The organism is Streptomyces sp. NPDC007157 (genome assembly GCF_040634235.1).
In the GTDB taxonomy this organism is placed as follows: Bacteria; Actinomycetota; Actinomycetes; order Streptomycetales; family Streptomycetaceae; genus Streptomyces.
Window position 1 is genome coordinate 1 of the sequence record NZ_JBEYFE010000025.1, and the last position, 16,197, is coordinate 16,197.

The following is a 16,197-nucleotide window of genomic DNA, read 5'->3' on the forward strand; positions in this document are numbered from 1 at the left end:
GACGCGATGCCACCCCGCACGGCCCTGTCCGGTCCTTCCGTCCCGACTTCTCTCACCTGGTTCTCCTGAGCTTTCGCCTGCGGCGTGCGGCGGAACCGATGACGATCCGCGCCGCACGCCACCCGTCCTACTCGCGTACGTGGGTGGCTGCCTGCGAGCAGTCACCCCGCTGGAGTGGGTCGCGCATGCTAGGCAGGGTCACAGCCGTAGCCGTCGTCCTGGCCGGGCTTGTCGCCGTACTCGTCGCCGTACCCGTTGTGTTCGGGTTTGCAGCCATGGCCGTTCCCACCGGTGGTGCCGGAGGTGGTGGCGCCGGTGGTGCCGGTGGTGGTGGCCCCGGTGGTGCCGGAGGTCGTCGCACCGGTGGTGCCGGTGGTGGTGGCGCCGGTGGTGCCGGAGGTCGTCGCACCGGTGGTGCCGGTGGTCGTCGCACCGGTGGTGCCGGTGGTGGTGGCACCGGTGGTGCCGGAGGTCGTCGTGCCGGTGGTGCCGGAGGTCGTCGTGCCGGTGGTGCCGGCCGTTGTGTCGCCGGTGGTGCCGGTGGTGGTGGCGCCGGTGGTGCCGGTGGTGGTGGCCCCGGTGGTGCCGGTGGTCGTTGCGCCGGTGGTGCCGGCCGTTGTGTCGCCGGTGGTGCCGGCCGTTGTGTCGCCGGTGGTGCCGGTGGTGGTGGCGCCGGTGGTGCCGGTGGTGGTGGCCCCGGTGGTGCCGGCAGTCGTCGCGCCGGTGGTGCCGGCCGTCGTGGTGCTACCCGTGGTGCCAGTCGCACACTGCGGGCGGGTGATTGTGTTGGTGTCCAGCGTCACGGCACCGTTACGGGCCAGCGCCCGTCCCTCGATGGTCGCGCTCGTGGTGGCAGTGATCGAGGTCATCGCCAGGATGTTGCCCTCGAAGGCGGTGCTGGTGCCAAGAGTGGCCGAACTACCCACCTTCCAGAACACGTTGCACGGCGAGGCGCCGTTGATGAGGGATACACGGCTGCTGGACGCCGTCGTCAGACCCGAACCGATCTGGAACACCCAGACGGCGTTGGGGTCCCCGTGGGCATCCAGAGTGAGGGTGCCGGTGAGCCCGAGAGTGGTGGAGGCTGTGTAGACGCCCGGATCCAGCGTCAGGCCACCGGCGTCCGGGGGAAGCGCCCCGTCGGAGGGCTGCCCGGCAGCGTCGTCGTACGCCGTGATCAGGTCGGTCTGGGCGTCCTGAGCCACAGTGTCCGCAGAGTGCTGGGTTCCGTTCACCACGGCGGGCGGCCCGTATCCGCTGATGGACGTTCCCGGGGACACTCCGACATCCCCGGTGATCACCGAGGGGCCGGTGTTGGTGGTTGCCGAACCGGCCAGTACCGCGAAGCTGTCCGCCCTGCCCAGATCTACAAACGTGGCGAGGGCACTTGCCTGGGTCGGCGACACAGCGACTACGACAGCGGAGGTCACCACGGCGAGTACCGCGGCGGTCCATACCGACAAAGTGCGCCGCAGAGGCGCGACAGGGACATTGAGCGTCATCGAAGGGCCGGCTCCTGTGAGGGGGATGGAGACATATTTGGCGGTTCTCGGTCACACGGAATCGCCTGTCTCTGGCGCTGGAATATTACGCAGGAGCATGCTCCAACTGACGACTTATGTGAGTGGCTTCATCGAACCTGACGAGCCGATAGTAAATACTCAGAAAATTTCGAATAGGCTGAATGGTCGTGCCTGCTTGGTCGAGACGGGTGAATCGGTGACGCCGCCTACCAGGTCAGTCCGGGTGGCAAAGGAATTCACGCTTCCGTGACCCCTGGGTCCATACCGCCCTCATTCGACCCCCGACGCCTCACCGGCGTGTTGAGTAAATGAGCAGATCCGCGATTCTCTCCGGAGGAGAGTCGTCATGGGCGGAGCGGAAGGAGTACCGCGGGGAGCCATGAAGGCTTTGCGTGCGGCCGGCGCTGCGCCACCTGGGGTGCCGCCCGACCCGGCAGGCTCAGGAGCGCTCCCAGGACTCGCGCACGTGGAAGCGCTCCTCGCTGGTGCAGCCCAGGCCTTGTTCTGGGATTTCGCGTGAAAGTGTCCGGCCCTCCGCACAGACCGGTTCCACCATGGCCACAGGCCAGAGCGCGTCAGTCCGCTCGGACCGTCGACGGAGTACGCTGGTGTTACCGAGGGTATTTCGTGCACCGGCTTCCATGCCGACGTCACTTTCGGCGATTTGACCACGCCGGGCCGGTTCGGTCGGCCCGGAGCAGGGTTCGCGTCATGACTGCGACCGTTTACCCCACGCCGATCCCCGGAAGTACACCCTCCTCCAAGCCACTCCGGCTGATGGCCGTCGGCAGAGACCGCCTGCGTACCTCGCACGTGGACCGGCTGATGGTGGAGGCGGCGCGCCTGCGCACAGTGTCGGAGGCCGACCCGGCGGGGCAGGCGGCCTGGGACTCCGAAGAAGACCAAGAAGTCCGCGATCCGGCAGCACGCCCGCAGATCCCGGTCGTGTACGTTCCGCCGACGGCGAGGTGAGAGCCGTGGGAACCCTGGTGGCCACCACGGCCGCAGCCGGCCGAGGAAGGGCCGGCGCACCCGTAAGTGAGGGAACGGAGTCGCCATGAACACCGTCAGGCTCCTTGCGGACACCAGCGGCGAGCCGGTGCTTCCCCGCACCCCGGAACTGCGGTTGCAGACGACCAAGCGCGCGGGGACGTTCGACGGCGCGTGGTGGCCGCGGACCCGCGACCTCAGGGGCCAGCTGCCGGCTCTCCTCACCACGCTGACGGCCCGCCTGGGCCCCATCGCCCGTGTGGGCCTCGACGCGAGCGACTGGGACGAGACCCCGGGCCATCTGTTCGTCGACGGGCGCATGGTCCGCATCGACTGGTCCGCCGTGCGGGACAACACCATGATCGTCACCCGTGGAGACCAGGACCACTTCCTGTTCTTGGTGATCCCGCCGGGGACCGGTCCCGGTCCCGCGCACGCGGCGATGGACATGGCCGCACAGGATGACAACGGCGTCTCGGCCGAGCGGATTCTGGCCGCCACCGGCATCACCCGGGCCGACCGGACCGACGCACTGCAGAGTTCTCCCGGCTGAGCCGGGCCGACGCACCAGAGCCTCAACGGCAGCCCGAGACCCCGGCCGCACCTCAGACAACAGGCCGGGGTCCTCCCGTGCCGTGTGCTTCCCGGACCGCTCGGGTCCGGGACCGTCATCGACGTCAAGGAACGTGAGAACCATGGGTGTTCTGATCACCGTGCTGGTGGTGTTCGCCGTGGCCGGGCTGGTCCTGCTCGCCCTGAGCCTGCGCAACGTCCAGCAGTACGAGAAGGGCGTGGTGTTCCGCTTCGGGCGGCTGCTGCCGGACATCCGCGGGCCGGGCCTGCGTGTCATCCGGCCGATCGGGGACCGGATGCGGAAGGTGTCCGTGCAGACCGAGGTGCTGGGTATCCCGCCGCAGGGGTCCATCACCGCCGACAACGTGACGCTCACCGTCGACGCGGTCGTCTACTTCAAGGTCATCGACCCGGTCAAGGCCCTGGTGAACGTGCGCAACTATCCTGCCGCCGTCTCCCAGATCGCCCAGACGTCGCTCCGCTCGGTGATCGGCAGGGCCGACCTGGACACGCTGCTCTCCGACCGTGACCACATCAACGCGGAACTCAAGAAGGTGATGGACGCCCCCACCGAGGAGCCATGGGGGCTGCGCATCGAGCGCGTCGAGATCAAGGACATCGCCCTTCCGGAGTCGATGATGCGCTCGATGTCGAAGCAGGCCGAGGCCGAGCGGGAACGCCGGGCCCGGGTCATCGCCGCCGACGGAGAGTTCCAGGCGTCCCAGCGGCTGAGCGACGCCGCCGCGACCATGGCCGACACCCCCGGAGCACTCCAACTGCGCCTGTTGCAAACCGTCGTGGACGTCTCCGCGGAGAAGAACAGCACCCTTGTGATGCCGTTCCCCGTGGAGATGCTCCGCTTCTTCGAGCATCAGAGCAGGGACAGCGACGACGAGTCCGACGGACGGCTCGTGCGCCGGAGCGACCGGCACGCCGCGATCTCCGCAGGGGCCGTGATCCCGGAGCCGGCCATCCCCGCACCGGCCCTCGCGCGGTCGGTCTCCCTGCCCGGAGAGCGGGTCGGCAGCCGTGCGGAGGTGGCCCGGGAGCAGCGGGACAACTGGCCGACGCGGCGGGACGCCGAGGAATCCCTGAGCGGTTGACCGTTCCCGGCCGTCCGGGGTGACGTGATCGTCTCGGTGCGGTGCGGTGCGGTGCGGTGCGGTGCGGTGCGGTGCGGTGCGGTGCGGTGCGGTGCGGTGCGGTGCGGTGCGGTGCGGTGCGGAGCGGTGCGGTGCCGCTGCCGGCCCCGGTGACAGCGTGTCACTGGGGTTGCAGCGGTCCGGGGTGGCTGAAGCGGCCGGCCCGCCGTTGGACGCGATGCCGGAGAGTGCGGTGGCGGACCGGTGGAAGCGCGGCCCGCGCGTCGGCGCGGGCGTAGAAGACGTGCTTGGCGCCCTCGATCAGCACCAGGTAGAGCACGACCATCAGGGCCAGGACGAGGACGAGCCCGAGCGGCAGGGACCGGAAACCGAGCGGTCCCGCGAGCGGGGACATCGGCAGCGCGACACCGACGGCGACGACACCCAGGGCGCTGACCAGCAGGGGGCGGCTGGGCCGGCTGCGGTAGAACGGCACCCGGCGGGTACGGATGGCGAAGACGACCAGCGCCTGCGTGGCGAGGGATTCCACGAACCAGCCGGAGCGGAACAGATCGGCGCCGGCGTGGAAGATCTCGATCATGACCGCGAAGGTGAGGAAGTCGAAGACGGAGCTGACGGGCCCGAAGAAGAGCATGAAGCGACGGATGAAGGCGATGTCCCAGTGCGAGGGCGCGCGCAGTTGCTCCGGATCGACGTGGTCGGTGGGGATGGTCAACTGCCCCGCGTCGTAGAGGAGGTTGTTGAGCAGGATCTGCGAGGGCAGCATCGGCAGGAAGGACAGCACCAGGGAGGCTCCGGCCGCGCTGAACATGTTGCCGAAGTTGCTGGAGGTGCCCATCAGGACGTACTTGATGGTGTTGGCGAAGATCCGGCGGCCCTCGGTGACCCCGTCGGCGAGAACCCCGAGGTCCTTCTCCAGGAGCAGGACGTCGGCCGCGTCCTTGGCCACGTCGGTCGCGGTGTCCACGGACAGCCCCACGTCGGCGGCGTGCAGGGCCAGCGCGTCGTTCACCCCGTCGCCCAGGAACCCGATGTCCCGGCCCCGGCGCCGCAGCGCCCGCACGACTCGGGCCTTGTCCTGGGGTGAGACGCGGGCGAAGACGGTGGTGGTCTCGGCCGCCCTGGTCAGCTGGTCGTCGTCCAGCTCCCCGATGTCCTGGCCGGTCAGGGCGCGGCCGGGCGGCAGGCCGAGGTCGGCGCAGACCTTCTGGGCGACGAGCGCGTTGTCGCCCGTACAGATCTTGACGGTGATGCCGAGGTCGGCGAGGCGGCGCAGTGAGGCGGCGGCACCGGTCTTGGGCGGGTCGAGGAAGACCAGAAAGCCGGCCAGACGCAGCCGGTACTCGTCGGCGGCCGTGAGGGACGTCTGCCCGCCCGTGTCCCGGGTGGCCACGGCGACCACCCGGCTGCCGGCCGCGAAGTGTTCCTGGAGCACCGCCGCGGCGGCCTCCGGTACGTCACCGCAGCGGGCCAGGACCGCTTCGGGAGCGCCCTTGGCGACGAGCAGGCGGCTGCCGTCCGGACGCTCGACGAGCGCGGAGCCCAGCTGCCGGTCGTGGTCGAAGGGCAGCAGCGCGAGCCGGTGGTGTCCGGCCGGGGGTGTATCCGTGGCCTGCCACAGCGCGACGTCCAGCGCGTTCCCGCCCACCTGGTCGAGGTCGCCCTCGGTGGCCAGCAGGCCCAGCTTCAGCACCGTGTCGGAGGGTGTACCGGCCGGGTCGAGGGCCGCCTCGAAACGGATGCGGCCCTCGGTGAGCGTGCCGGTCTTGTCGGTGACCAGGACGTCCATGTCGCCCAGGTCCTCGATGCACACCAGCCGTTTGACGAGGACCTTGCGCCGCGCCAGCTGCCGTGAGCCGGTGGCCAGGCTCGTGCTCACCACGGCGGGCAGCAGCTGCGGGGTGATGCCCACCGCGATGGCCAGCGAGAAGAGCAGGGCGTCGAGCAGCGGGCGGTGGAGCAGGAGGTTGATGACGAAGATGCCGGTGGTGAGGGCGGCGGCGACCTTGAGGAGCAGCATGGAGAAGCGGCGCAGCCCCGCCTGGAAGTCGGTCTCCGGCTGCCGTTCTCCCAGCCCCAGCGCGATCCGCCCGAACTCGGCACGGCCCCCGGTGGCGACGACCACTCCGGTCGCGCTGCCCCCGTGCACCACCGTCCCCATCAGCGCGCAGGAGGTCAGCTCGGCCGGCGCCGCCCCCGCGGCGACCGGCTCCGGGTCCTTGTCGGCGGGGGCGGACTCCCCGGTGAGGACGCTCTCGTCGCAGGCGAACGCGGTGCACTCCAGCAGGCGCAGGTCCGCGGGCACCACCTGCCCAAGCGTCAGACGGACGACATCGCCCGGCACCAGCTCGGTCACGTCGACCTCGGCGGCCGCGCCGTCCCGGACCACGACGGCCGTGTGCCGCACCCGCGAGTGCAGGGCCTGTGCCGCCTTCTCCGCCCGGTACTCGTTGACGAATCCCAGTGCCACGCTCAGCACCAGGATCCCCCCGATGATGATCGCGCCGGTCCGCTCGCCGAAGAAGTACGAGACCCCGGCCGTCACCGCCAGGAGGATCAGCAGGGCGCTGCGCAGCTGCCGCCCGAGGACCGCCAGGACGCGGACGTGGTGCGTGCGTACGGCGTTCGGCCCGACGGCCGCGAGCCGTTCGGCCGCCTCACCCGTGTCGCCGCCCGACAGGCCGTCGGGGCTGCTCGCGAGCGTGGCCAGCACGGCCTTCGCGTCTTCGGCGGCGGCGTCCCCCACCCGCAGCTCTGCCGTGGGGGTGGTCATTGACTCCAGGTCCATTCGGCGACCTCGGGCAGGTCCGTCCCATGGGCGCGGATCCAGTCGTGATGGCGGTAACGGACGTCGGCCATCGTCTGCCGCAGCGCCGCTGCCCGGACCGCGAGACCGGGCACCCGGTCGATGACGTCCATGACCAGCCGGTACCGGTCGAGGTCGTTGCGTACGACCATGTCGAACGGGGTCGTGGTGGTGCCCTCCTCCTTGTAGCCGCGCACATGCAGGTGCGGGTGGTTGGCGCGGCGGTAGGCGAGCCGGTGGATCAGCCACGGATAGCCGTGGTAGGCGAAGACGACGGGCTTGTCAGGGGTGAACATGGCGTCGTACTCACTGTCGGGCATGCCGTGGGGGTGTTCCTCCGCGGGCAGCAGACGGGCGATGTCGACGACGTTGACCACCCGTACCGAGAGGTCCGGCAGATGGCGGCGGAGCAGCGAGGCCGCGGCCAGCACTTCGAGGGTGGGTACGTCGCCCGCGCAGGCGAGCACCACGTCGGGCTCGCCGGGCTCGGACTCGGTGCCGGCCCAGTCCCAGATCCCGGCGCCGCGGGCGCAGTGCGCCCGGGCGGCGTCGAGGCCGAGCCAGTCGAAGCAGGGCTGCTTGCCCGCGACGACGACGTTGACGTAGTCGCGGCTGCGCAGCACGTGATCCGCCACGGACAGCAGGGTGTTGGCGTCCGGGGGGTAGTAGACCCGCACGACCTCCGGCGACTTGTTGAGTACGTGGTCGACGAAACCAGGGTCCTGGTGCGAGAAGCCGTTGTTGTCCTGGCGCCAGACATGCGACGTGAGCAGGTAGTTGAGGGAGGCGATCGGGCGGCGCCAGGGGAGCCGGCGGGCGACGCGCAGCCACTTGATGTGCTGGTTCGCCATGGAGTCGACGATGTGGACGAAGGCCTCGTAACAGGAGAACAGGCCGTGCCGGCCGGTGAGGAGATAGCCCTCCAGCCAGCCCTGACAGGTGTGTTCGGAGAGGATCTCCACCACCCGGCCGCCGCGCTCCAAGTGCTCGTCCGTGGGCAGGACTTGGGCCTCCCACGCCTTGCCGCTCGCCTCGTACACGGCCTGCAGGCGGTTGGAGGCCGTCTCGTCCGGGCCGACCAGTCGGAAGTCGCGCCGCTCGCCTGTGTCGGCCATCACCTGCGCCAGCAGGTCGCCGAGGACGCGGGTCGGCTCGTGCGCCGTCGTGCCGGGCTTGTCGACCGGGACGGCGAACCGCTCCAGGGGCGGCAGGGGCAGGTCGCGCAGCAGCAGGCCGCCGTTGCTGTGCGGGTTGGCGCCCAGGCGGTGCGCGCCGTCGGGGACGCAGGCCAGGACCTGCTCCCGGGGGCGTCCGTGCTCGTCGAAGAGCTCCTCGGGCCGGTAGGAGCGCAGCCATCGCTCCAACTGCCGTAGATGGTCCGGGTTCTCGCGTACGGCCGGCAGCGGCACCTGGTGTGCTCGCCAGGTGCCCTCCACCGGGAGGCCGTCGACCTCGGCGGGTCCGGTCCAGCCCTTGGGCGTGCGCAGTACGATCACCGGCCAGCGCGGGCGTTCGGCGGTGCCCTCCGTGCGGGCGGCGTGCTGGAAGGCGGCGATACGGTTCAGGGCCTCGTCCATGGCGTGGGCCATCGCCTGGTGGACGGCGTGCGGGTCGTCCCCGGTCACGTGGAGGGGCTCGTGGCCGTATCCCCTGAGCAGGGAGTCGAGTTCGGGCTCCGGTATCCGGGCCAGGACCGTCGGGTTGGCGATCTTGTAGCCGTTGAGGTGCAGGATCGGCAGGACGGCGCCGTCCCGTACCGCGTCGAGGAACTTGTTCGAGTGCCAGGAGGCGGCCAGCGGGCCCGTCTCGGCCTCACCGTCGCCGATCACGCAGGCCACCAGGAGCCCCGGATTGTCGAACGCGGCCCCATAGGCGTGCGAGAGGGAGTAACCCAGCTCGCCGCCCTCGTGGATCGATCCGGGGGTCTCGGGTGCGACATGACTGGGGATGCCGCCCGGGAAGGAGAACTGCCGGAAGAGGCGAGTCATGCCTGCCGCGTCCCGCGTGATGTCCGGGTACGTCTCGGTATAGGTGCCCTCCAGCCAGGAGTTCGCCACCACGGCCGGCCCGCCGTGCCCTGGCCCCCAGACACAGATCGCGTCCAGGTTCCTCGCCTTGACGACCCTGTTGAGGTGGGTGTGGACCAGGTTCAGGCCCGGTGAGGTGCCCCAGTGACCCAACAGCCGCGGCTTGACATGCTCAGGCGCCAACGGCTCGGTCAGCAGAGGGTTGGACATGAGGTAGATCTGCCCGACGGCCAGGTAGTTCGCCGCCCGCCAGTGGGCGTCCAGAGCGCTGAGCTCCTCCTCGTCGAGGTGGTCGGGGGTGCTCGGAGTGTCGAGGGAGGTCCCGGCAGTGGGGCCGAGTGGCATGACGAACCCTTCTCGCAGGAGCTGATCAGGAATTTTCAGGACTGAGACCGGGGAGGTGCTCGGTTTCGTCGATGAAGGCGCGGGCGACATCCGCCAAGCGGCGGTTGTGGGCGCGGGCGTAGGCGCGCAGCGTCGTGAAGGCCTGCTCCATGTCCGTGTGGCGGCGCTCGGCGAGTTTTCCCTTGGCCTGTTCGATCAGCACGCGGCTGGTGAGGGCCGTCTGCAGCTGTTCGTTGAGGAGGGTGCTGCGCTCGGTGGTGCGCTGTTGCAGCAGGCTGATGGTGGCGACGTCGGCGAGGGCCTGTGCGAAGGGGGTGGCGGCGGGGCTGATGGGCCCCGGGGTGGTGTGGAAGAGGTTGAGGGCGCCGACGACCTCGTCGCGCAGGCGCATGGGCAGCGCCTGGACGGAGGTGAAGCCGCTGCGCCGGGCCTGGGCGGTGAACAGGGGCCAGCGCGCGGCTTCGTCGCGCAGGTCGGGAACGGAAACGGTGATCCCGGTGTGGAAGCAGTCCAGACACGGGCCTTCGTGGTTCTGGAGCTGGAAGAGTTCGAGGAGGCGCACCCGCTCGTCGGAGGCGGCCATGACGCGCAGCACTCCGTCGCGGTCGGCGAGCAGGACGCCCGCCGCACTCGCGTCGAGCAGATCGACGCAGCGGTCGGTGAGCAGACGCAGGAAGTCCATGAGGTCGAAGTCGGCGACGAGACTGTCCGCCAGCTCGACGAACGTCCGGGCCATCAGCTGTTCCTTCATCGTGCACACCTCTGTTTGTGGGGCGTGAGCATCAGGGCTCCTCGTCGGGCGGCCGCGCATCCGGCGGTCTCAAGTCGGACGGTGGCGCCTCCCGGGGGAAGCTGAGCCGGTGGGCGACCACGTCGGCGGCGACCACCGAGATCCGTATCCCCCGGGCGTAAGCGTGGGCGCGCAGCCGGATGAACGCTTCCTCGACGCCGACGCCGAGCTGGACCATGACGATGCCGGTGGCCTGGTCGATCTCGGCCCGGTAGCCGCCCAGGTCGTCGCAGGGTGCGGCGTCCGGCCGGTCCGTGCCGGCCACGTCGGTGCCGGACGCGCCGGTGTCGGACGGGACACCCGTCTCGCTGATCCCGGCGTCGAGCAGAAGCAACGTGGCGGTGTCGGCGAAGGCCATCGCGTCGGCCACCTCGTCCGCGTCCAGCTCGACCGAGGTGCTGGAGTACAGGTCGAGTACGCCGGGGCTGATGGCCCCGATCTGCAGGGGGAAGGCGAAGACCGCCCTGGCTCCGGCTTCCAGGGCCGCGTCGGCGAACACCGCCCAGTGCCGCTGGAGTTCACCGGCCAACAAGTCGGTGCACAGGACCGAGGAGCCGAGGACAAAGGCATCCACACACGGCCCCTCGCCCAGTGTGAGCTGGAGCTCTTCCAACTGCCGGCTGACGGAGTTGGTGCTGCACAGCGGATGACTCGCCCGCCCGCGGGACATCGCGGACACCCCGGCCCCGCCGACCGGCAGCGCCGTCACCGCCGCCGTACACACGTCGAGGAGGCCGACCCGGGCGCCGCGCAGGGCCGCCTGCTCGGCCACGAGAGCCTGGATCCGCGCCGACCGGCTGCCGGGGATCACGGTGACCACCGGATCGAAGGGGGAGCGCCGGCGCCGGTGATCCGGCCGACGGCGGGCGGAAGCGCTCCGTCGAATCCCGGCCACCCGAAGTCGTCATCGCCTACGACACGGGGGGCTGGGGCCGCGTGGGGGAGCCACCGGTGCCGCCACCCCGGGGAAGGTCCGAACCCGCAGCCCGCCAGGGCCGCGGTCTGTGCGATCACCACGGGGAAGCCGGACTGCCGTACGGCGCCGACGAGACGTCCTGGACGGACTTCCGGGCTCGGCTCACGAGCATCCTCGCCGAACGCCGCTGCGCGAAACTCCGCGACGGACCCGCGAGATCCCCGCGGGAACAGGCGGCCTGCCGGTGGCTGGGCCGGCGCGGGCACATCGCTGCCACGGCGGGTCGCTCGCAACCTCCTCCGCCGCACGGCTGGCCGCGGGCCGGAGGGGTGATCATGGCGCCCCCGCCCGCCGGAGGGGACGAGAGCGGCGCTAGCGGACGCGAGCCCTGCCGGCGGATGGACAGCCGCAGAGTAAGGCATGACACCTCTGTTCCAGCCGTTCAGGTGTCCTCGGGACCGCTACCGGGCACCGCCCGCGAGGCGCCGGGCTTCGTATCCGGCGGGGTGCGACCGAGGTCGGGGCGGGCGAGGACGCGGGTGGGTCACCAGGTCGGGGTTCCGTGCTCCGAGGCTCGGTGCCCGACAGGGATCTCCTCGAAGATGCGACGGGTCCGGACGAGAATCCGCTCCCGTGGCATCGTGGTCAGCAGGCCGTGCGTCCACCGGGGTCCTGGGCGTCCGTTCACCAGCATAGTCCCCGGCCCTTCGCCGCGGTGGGTCCGAACGGGCCGGAACCCGACAACCGGGCGGCTGCGGAGAGGCGTGGGAGGAATCCGGGGGCGAGCCGATTTTGACGGCTGGTCCGGACAGAGGGTCTGGGCAGAGGGTCCGGGCAGGGCGCCTGAACCGGGCAGCCTCCCGGCGCCCTGTTCCCGTGTGTGGATATCGGTCCGGACCTGCCGTCACTTCGCTCAGGGCTGCTGCGCGACCGTTCCGCCCAGCTCGCGGGCCCGGTGCACGAACGTCTCCAGCAGATCCCGCGCCGCCTGCGGCACCGCCTCGGCCCGTCGGCGCTGGAGCGTCAGCACCACCTCGGTGGTGTCCCCGGCCAGCGGCCGGCACACGATCGTCCCGGCGCGCTCCAGCGGGTCCCCGACCACACTGAAGTCCGGCAGCACCGTCGCCCCGAGCCCCTCCGCGACCATCAGCTTCCCCATCTCGGCACCGTCGGTCGAGTACGAGAAGACGGGGGTACGGTCCGCCAGCAGCCGGTGCACATAGCGGTGCATCACATAGCCCGTGCGCATGGCGATCAGCTCCACGGTGAGCAGGTCGTCGACCGACACCTCGGCCCGGCCGGCGAGCGGGCTGTCCGGCCGTACGCACACCACCGGCCGGCCGCGCAGCAGCTCGGTGGCCTCGAAGCCGGCGGGTACGTCGTCGCCGTCGAGGTGGTTCACCAGTCCCAGGTCGAAACCGCCCTCGGCGAGGCCCCGGTGGATCTCCGTCTGCTGCGCGCCCACCACCTCGACCTGGGTGACCGGATGCGTGGCCCGGAAGTCCCGCAGCACCGGGATGAGCAGGGGCACGGTCGCCGCGTTGACCGTGCCGACGCGCACCATACGGCTGATGCGGTGCTGCTCGCCCGCCGCCACCCGCAGCCGGTCCACCGCCTCCAGCACCTCGACGATGCGCGGCAACAGCTCCTGTCCGGCCGCGCTCATGGTCGCCCCGGTGCGCTTGCGCTCCAGCAGGTCGACACCCAGCTCCCGTTCCAGGTTCCGGACGGTCTCGCTCAGCGCGGGCTGCGACAGGCGCAGTTCGTCGGCCGCCCGGCGCAGTGAGCCGAGCCGGGTCACGGCCGCTATGTATTCCAGCTGTTCGGTCCGCACCCCGGCAGAATGCGTCGCCGTTCGGCGCGTGTTCAAGGTTTTCCCTGTCACACGTTCGTGAAATCCAATGGTCCGCGATACGAGACCGGTCGGGTTTTCCTTGACGGCTCTCGGCGCCGACTGCCACCATCGACGGCATGAAGATGCGACTGGACCTCACGCGGCGACGCCACGTCGACCTCGCGCGCGTCTCCAGCGCCTCCTGTTGCGCCGCGGCCTGATCACCGGCCCACGATCCGCCGCGCCCGCCCTTCCTCTGCCTCCCGCCTGAAATTCACCGTGCCCGTGCGTCGATCTCATTGATCGCATGGTGCGCCCTTTGAATTCCGGCGTGCCCGAAAAACTCGCAACAGGAGTTCCGCATGCCCGCCGCGCCCTTGAAATTCGCCTACTGGGTCCCCAATGTCAGCGGAGGACTCGTCACCAGCAACATCGAGCAGCGCACCGACTGGGGATACGACTACAACCGAGAACTCGCCGTGCTCGCCGAGAACAACGGCTTCGAGTACGCGCTCAGCCAGGTGCGCTACATGGCCAGTTATGGCGCCGAGTACCAGCACGAGTCGACCGGCTTCAGCCTCGCGCTGCTGCTCGCCACCGAGCGCCTGAAGGTGATCGCCGCCGTCCACCCCGGGCTGTGGCATCCAGGCGTGCTCGCCAAGTTCGGTGCCACCGCCGATCACCTCTCCAACGGCCGGTTCGCCGTGAACGTCGTGTCGGGCTGGTTCAAGGGGGAGTTCACCGCACTCGGCGAACCATGGCTGGAGCACGACGAACGCTACCGCCGGGCCGAGGAGTTCATCCGCGCCCTGCGCCAGATCTGGACCGAGGACCACACCGAACTCGCCGGCGACTTCTACCGGTTGCGGGACTTCTCCCTCAAGCCCAAGCCGCTCAACACCCCCGAGCGCCCGCACCCCGAGATCTTCCAGGGCGGCAACTCCACCGCCGCGCGTGCCATGGCCGGTCGCGTCTCCGACTGGTACTTCTCCAACGGCAAGGACTTCGACGGGGTGACCGAGCAGATCAACGACGTCCGCAAGTCCGCCGCCGAAGCCGGCCGTACGCCACCGAGGTTCGGTCTCAACGGCTTCCTCATCGCCCGCGACACCGAGGCCGAGGCCCGCGACACGCTCCGCGAGATCATCGCCAAGGCCGACAGCGAGGCCGTCGAGGGGTTCGGAGCGGCCGTGAAACAGGCCGGCCGGTCCAGCGCGGACGGCAAGGGCATGTGGCAGGACTCCACCTTCGAGGACCTCGTCCAGTACAACGACGGTTTCCGCACCGGGCTGATCGGCACCCCCGAGCAGATCGCCGAGCGCGTCGTCGCCTACAAGCAGCTCGGCGTGGACCTCTTTCTGCTTGGCTTCCTGCACTACCACGAGGAGGTCGAGTACTTCGGCAAGCGCGTGCTGCCCCTGGTCCGCGAACTGGAGGCCGGGCTCCCGGACCGCGCGCCCGAGCCCGCTCCGGCCCACGCCTGACCGTCCCCCGCCGGGCGCCCGTCCCGTACGGGCACCCGGGCTCCCAGAAAGAGGCACTCATGGCCACCGTCCTCTCCGTCTCCGGCAGCCCCTCCGCCTCCTCGCGCACCGCCCGGCTGCTGCGCCATCTGGACCAGCGGCTGATCGCCCACGGGCACGAGGTGATCCCGCTCGACATCCGCACCGTCCCCGCCGAGGCGCTGCTCGGCGCGGACTTCCGGCACCCGGCGATCGTCGAGGCGACCGAGCTGTTCGCCCGCGCCGACGGGGTCGTCGTCGGCACCCCGGTCTACAAGGCGTCGTACTCCGGTGTGCTCAAGGCCCTGCTGGACCTGCTCCCGCAGTACGCGCTCACCGGCAAGACCGTGCTGCCCCTGGCCAGCGGGGGTTCCACCGCGCATGTCCTCGCCATCGACTACGCGCTCCGCCCGGTGCTCAGCTCCATGGGCGCCGCCCATATAGTCCAGGGCTGGTTCACCCTCGACAAGGACATCACCGTACGGGAGGACGGCACACTCGCCCTCGCACCGGCCGTCACCGAGGCACTCCACCCGATCGTGGACCAGTTCTCGGCCGCGCTCGGCCGGCGGCCCGTCCTCGCCGCGGCGGGCTGAACCGATGACCGCACATGTCATCACCGACGAGGCGGAGGCCCTCGCCGTGGCGGCGGCTCTCGCCGAGGAGTTCCGGGCCGGGGCGGCCGGGCGGGACGCCGACCGCCGGCTGCCCCGCGCCGAGCTGGACCGCCTGTCGGCCTCGGGCCTGCTGGCCGTGACCGTCCCCGCCGAGTACGGGGGAGCGGACGTCAGCGCGTCGACCCTCGCCGAGATCTTCCGGCTGCTCGGCTCGGCCGACGCGAGCCTCGCCCAGATTCCGCAGAGCCACTTCGTGTACGTCAACGTGATACGCCGTCAGGGCACCGAGGATCAGCGGAAGTTCTTCTTCGCCGAACTGCTCGCCGGCAGCCGGCTCGGGAACGCGCAGTCCGAGGCGGGGACCAAGCACGTCCAGGACATCCGGACCCGGCTGGAGCGCGCGGCGGACGGATCGCATGTGCTGCGGGGCGTCAAGCACTACTCCACCGGCGCCCTCTTCGCCGACTGGATCCCCGTACTCGCCCGCGCCGAGGACGACAACCTGCATGTCGCGTACGTCCCCCGGGACGCGCCCGGCCTGACCGTCGTCGACGACTGGGACGGCATGGGGCAGCGTACGACCGCCAGCGGGACGGTCCGCCTGGACGGCGTTCCGGTACCCGCCGACCGGGTGCTGCCCCACCACCTGACCTTCCAGGGGCCGCAACTCCATGGCGCGGTGGCCCAGTTGCTGCACGCCGCCATCGACGTGGGGATCGCCGGGGCGGCGCTGGCCGAGGCGGCGGAGTTCGTGCGCACCAAGAGCCGGCCGTGGTTCGAGAGCGGCGCGGAGAGCGCCGCCGAGGACCCGTTGCTGATCCAGCGGTTCGGTGAACTGGCCGTCCAGGCAAGGGCGTCCGAGGCGCTGCTGCGGGAGGGAGCCCGCGCCGTCGACGCGGCGGCCGCCCGGCTCACCGACGAGTCGGCCGCCGAGGCCTCCATCGCCGTGGCCGCCGCGAAGGTACAGGCGGCCGAGGCGGCCGTGGCCGTCGCCGGAGCGCTCTTCGAGGTGTCCGGGACCCGCTCCGCGCTCAACTCCCTGAATCTGCACCGGTACTGGCGGGACGCCCGCACCCACACCCTGCACGACCCGCCGCGCTGGAAGATCCAGCACATCGGCCGGTACGTGCTCAGCGGCACCCTGCCGCCCCGCCACGGCCTGCTGTGACCC

Annotated in this window: 13 protein-coding genes; 7 read left to right on the top strand and 6 right to left on the bottom strand. The window is 70.8% G+C overall.

The annotated features are described in order from the left end of the window. Positions 1 to 188: 188 nt before the first annotated feature. Positions 189 to 1,406, bottom strand: coding sequence for an ice-binding family protein (locus tag ABZ642_RS35005; RefSeq protein ID WP_360491677.1), 1,218 nt, complete (start codon positions 1,404 to 1,406; stop codon positions 189 to 191). 828 nt (positions 1,407 to 2,234) lie between these two features. Between ABZ642_RS35005 and ABZ642_RS35010 the strand changes: the two genes are divergently transcribed. From ABZ642_RS35010 to ABZ642_RS35020, 3 genes are all read left to right on the top strand, one after another. Further along, positions 2,235 to 2,495: a hypothetical protein gene (locus tag ABZ642_RS35010; RefSeq protein ID WP_360491680.1), complete on the top strand. Its 261-nt coding sequence runs from the start codon at positions 2,235 to 2,237 to the stop codon at positions 2,493 to 2,495. A gap of 85 nt (positions 2,496 to 2,580) precedes the next feature. After that, positions 2,581 to 3,066, top strand: coding sequence for a DUF5994 family protein (locus ABZ642_RS35015; RefSeq protein WP_360491683.1), 486 nt, complete (start codon positions 2,581 to 2,583; stop codon positions 3,064 to 3,066). Positions 3,067 to 3,208: 142 nt separating this feature from the next. Further along, positions 3,209 to 4,189: an SPFH domain-containing protein gene (locus tag ABZ642_RS35020; protein ID WP_360491686.1), complete on the top strand. Its 981-nt coding sequence runs from the start codon at positions 3,209 to 3,211 to the stop codon at positions 4,187 to 4,189. A gap of 160 nt (positions 4,190 to 4,349) precedes the next feature. Here the strand turns inward: ABZ642_RS35020 and mgtA are convergent, their stop codons facing one another. The 5 genes from mgtA to ABZ642_RS35045 form a co-directional block, all read right to left on the bottom strand. Continuing rightward, the gene (gene mgtA / locus ABZ642_RS35025) at positions 4,350 to 6,962 is read right to left on the bottom strand and encodes a magnesium-translocating P-type ATPase (RefSeq protein ID WP_360491689.1); all 2,613 of its coding nucleotides are present in this window, start codon (positions 6,960 to 6,962) and stop codon (positions 4,350 to 4,352) included. Next, the gene (locus tag ABZ642_RS35030; RefSeq protein ID WP_360491692.1) at positions 6,959 to 9,367 is read right to left on the bottom strand and encodes a phosphoketolase family protein; all 2,409 of its coding nucleotides are present in this window, start codon (positions 9,365 to 9,367) and stop codon (positions 6,959 to 6,961) included. Before ABZ642_RS35030 ends, mgtA begins: the two co-directional genes overlap by 4 nt. A 25-nt stretch (positions 9,368 to 9,392) precedes the next feature. Further along, on the bottom strand, positions 9,393 to 10,118 hold the full coding sequence (locus tag ABZ642_RS35035) for a GAF and ANTAR domain-containing protein (RefSeq protein WP_360491695.1): 726 nt from the start codon (positions 10,116 to 10,118) through the stop codon (positions 9,393 to 9,395). Between the two features lie 31 nt (positions 10,119 to 10,149). After that, on the bottom strand, positions 10,150 to 10,968 hold the full coding sequence (locus ABZ642_RS35040) for a GAF and ANTAR domain-containing protein (RefSeq protein ID WP_360491698.1): 819 nt from the start codon (positions 10,966 to 10,968) through the stop codon (positions 10,150 to 10,152). A 1,018-nt stretch (positions 10,969 to 11,986) separates the two neighbouring features. Beyond that, positions 11,987 to 12,907, bottom strand: a complete 921-nt coding sequence (locus tag ABZ642_RS35045; protein WP_360491701.1) for a LysR family transcriptional regulator — start codon at positions 12,905 to 12,907, stop codon at positions 11,987 to 11,989. A gap of 143 nt (positions 12,908 to 13,050) precedes the next feature. Here ABZ642_RS35045 and ABZ642_RS35050 point away from each other — a divergent pair, with 143 nt between their 5' ends. The 4 genes from ABZ642_RS35050 (at position 13,051) to ABZ642_RS35065 (ending at position 16,194) form a co-directional block, all read left to right on the top strand. Then, positions 13,051 to 13,128: a putative leader peptide gene (locus ABZ642_RS35050; protein ID WP_350786652.1), complete on the top strand. Its 78-nt coding sequence runs from the start codon at positions 13,051 to 13,053 to the stop codon at positions 13,126 to 13,128. A gap of 141 nt (positions 13,129 to 13,269) precedes the next feature. Continuing rightward, positions 13,270 to 14,391: a dimethylsulfone monooxygenase SfnG gene (sfnG, locus tag ABZ642_RS35055; protein WP_360491704.1), complete on the top strand. Its 1,122-nt coding sequence runs from the start codon at positions 13,270 to 13,272 to the stop codon at positions 14,389 to 14,391. A 59-nt stretch (positions 14,392 to 14,450) separates the two neighbouring features. Further along, positions 14,451 to 15,005 carry an NADPH-dependent FMN reductase gene (ssuE, locus tag ABZ642_RS35060; protein ID WP_360491707.1) on the top strand — a complete coding sequence of 185 codons (555 nt, stop codon included), beginning with the start codon at positions 14,451 to 14,453 and terminating at the stop codon, positions 15,003 to 15,005. Positions 15,006 to 15,009: 4 nt separating this feature from the next. After that, positions 15,010 to 16,194: an SfnB family sulfur acquisition oxidoreductase gene (locus tag ABZ642_RS35065; RefSeq protein WP_360491710.1), complete on the top strand. Its 1,185-nt coding sequence runs from the start codon at positions 15,010 to 15,012 to the stop codon at positions 16,192 to 16,194. Positions 16,195 to 16,197: the final 3 nt, after the last annotated feature.

Excerpts from the sequence above, each read along its gene's own strand:
- ABZ642_RS35050 (WP_350786652.1), top strand. The coding sequence starts at position 13,051 with ATGCGACTGGACCTCACGCGGCGACGCCACGTCGACCTCGCGCGCGTC.
- ABZ642_RS35010 (WP_360491680.1), top strand. The coding sequence starts at position 2,235 with ATGACTGCGACCGTTTACCCCACGCCGATCCCCGGAAGTACACCCTCC.
- sfnG (WP_360491704.1), top strand. The coding sequence starts at position 13,270 with ATGCCCGCCGCGCCCTTGAAATTCGCCTACTGGGTCCCCAATGTCAGC.
- ABZ642_RS35065 (WP_360491710.1), top strand. The coding sequence starts at position 15,010 with ATGACCGCACATGTCATCACCGACGAGGCGGAGGCCCTCGCCGTGGCG.
- ABZ642_RS35015 (WP_360491683.1), top strand. The coding sequence starts at position 2,581 with ATGAACACCGTCAGGCTCCTTGCGGACACCAGCGGCGAGCCGGTGCTT.
- ssuE (WP_360491707.1), top strand. The coding sequence starts at position 14,451 with ATGGCCACCGTCCTCTCCGTCTCCGGCAGCCCCTCCGCCTCCTCGCGC.
- mgtA (WP_360491689.1), bottom strand. The coding sequence starts at position 6,962 with ATGACCACCCCCACGGCAGAGCTGCGGGTGGGGGACGCCGCCGCCGAA.
- ABZ642_RS35020 (WP_360491686.1), top strand. The coding sequence starts at position 3,209 with ATGGGTGTTCTGATCACCGTGCTGGTGGTGTTCGCCGTGGCCGGGCTG.
- ABZ642_RS35030 (WP_360491692.1), bottom strand. The coding sequence starts at position 9,367 with ATGCCACTCGGCCCCACTGCCGGGACCTCCCTCGACACTCCGAGCACC.
- ABZ642_RS35035 (WP_360491695.1), bottom strand. The coding sequence starts at position 10,118 with ATGAAGGAACAGCTGATGGCCCGGACGTTCGTCGAGCTGGCGGACAGT.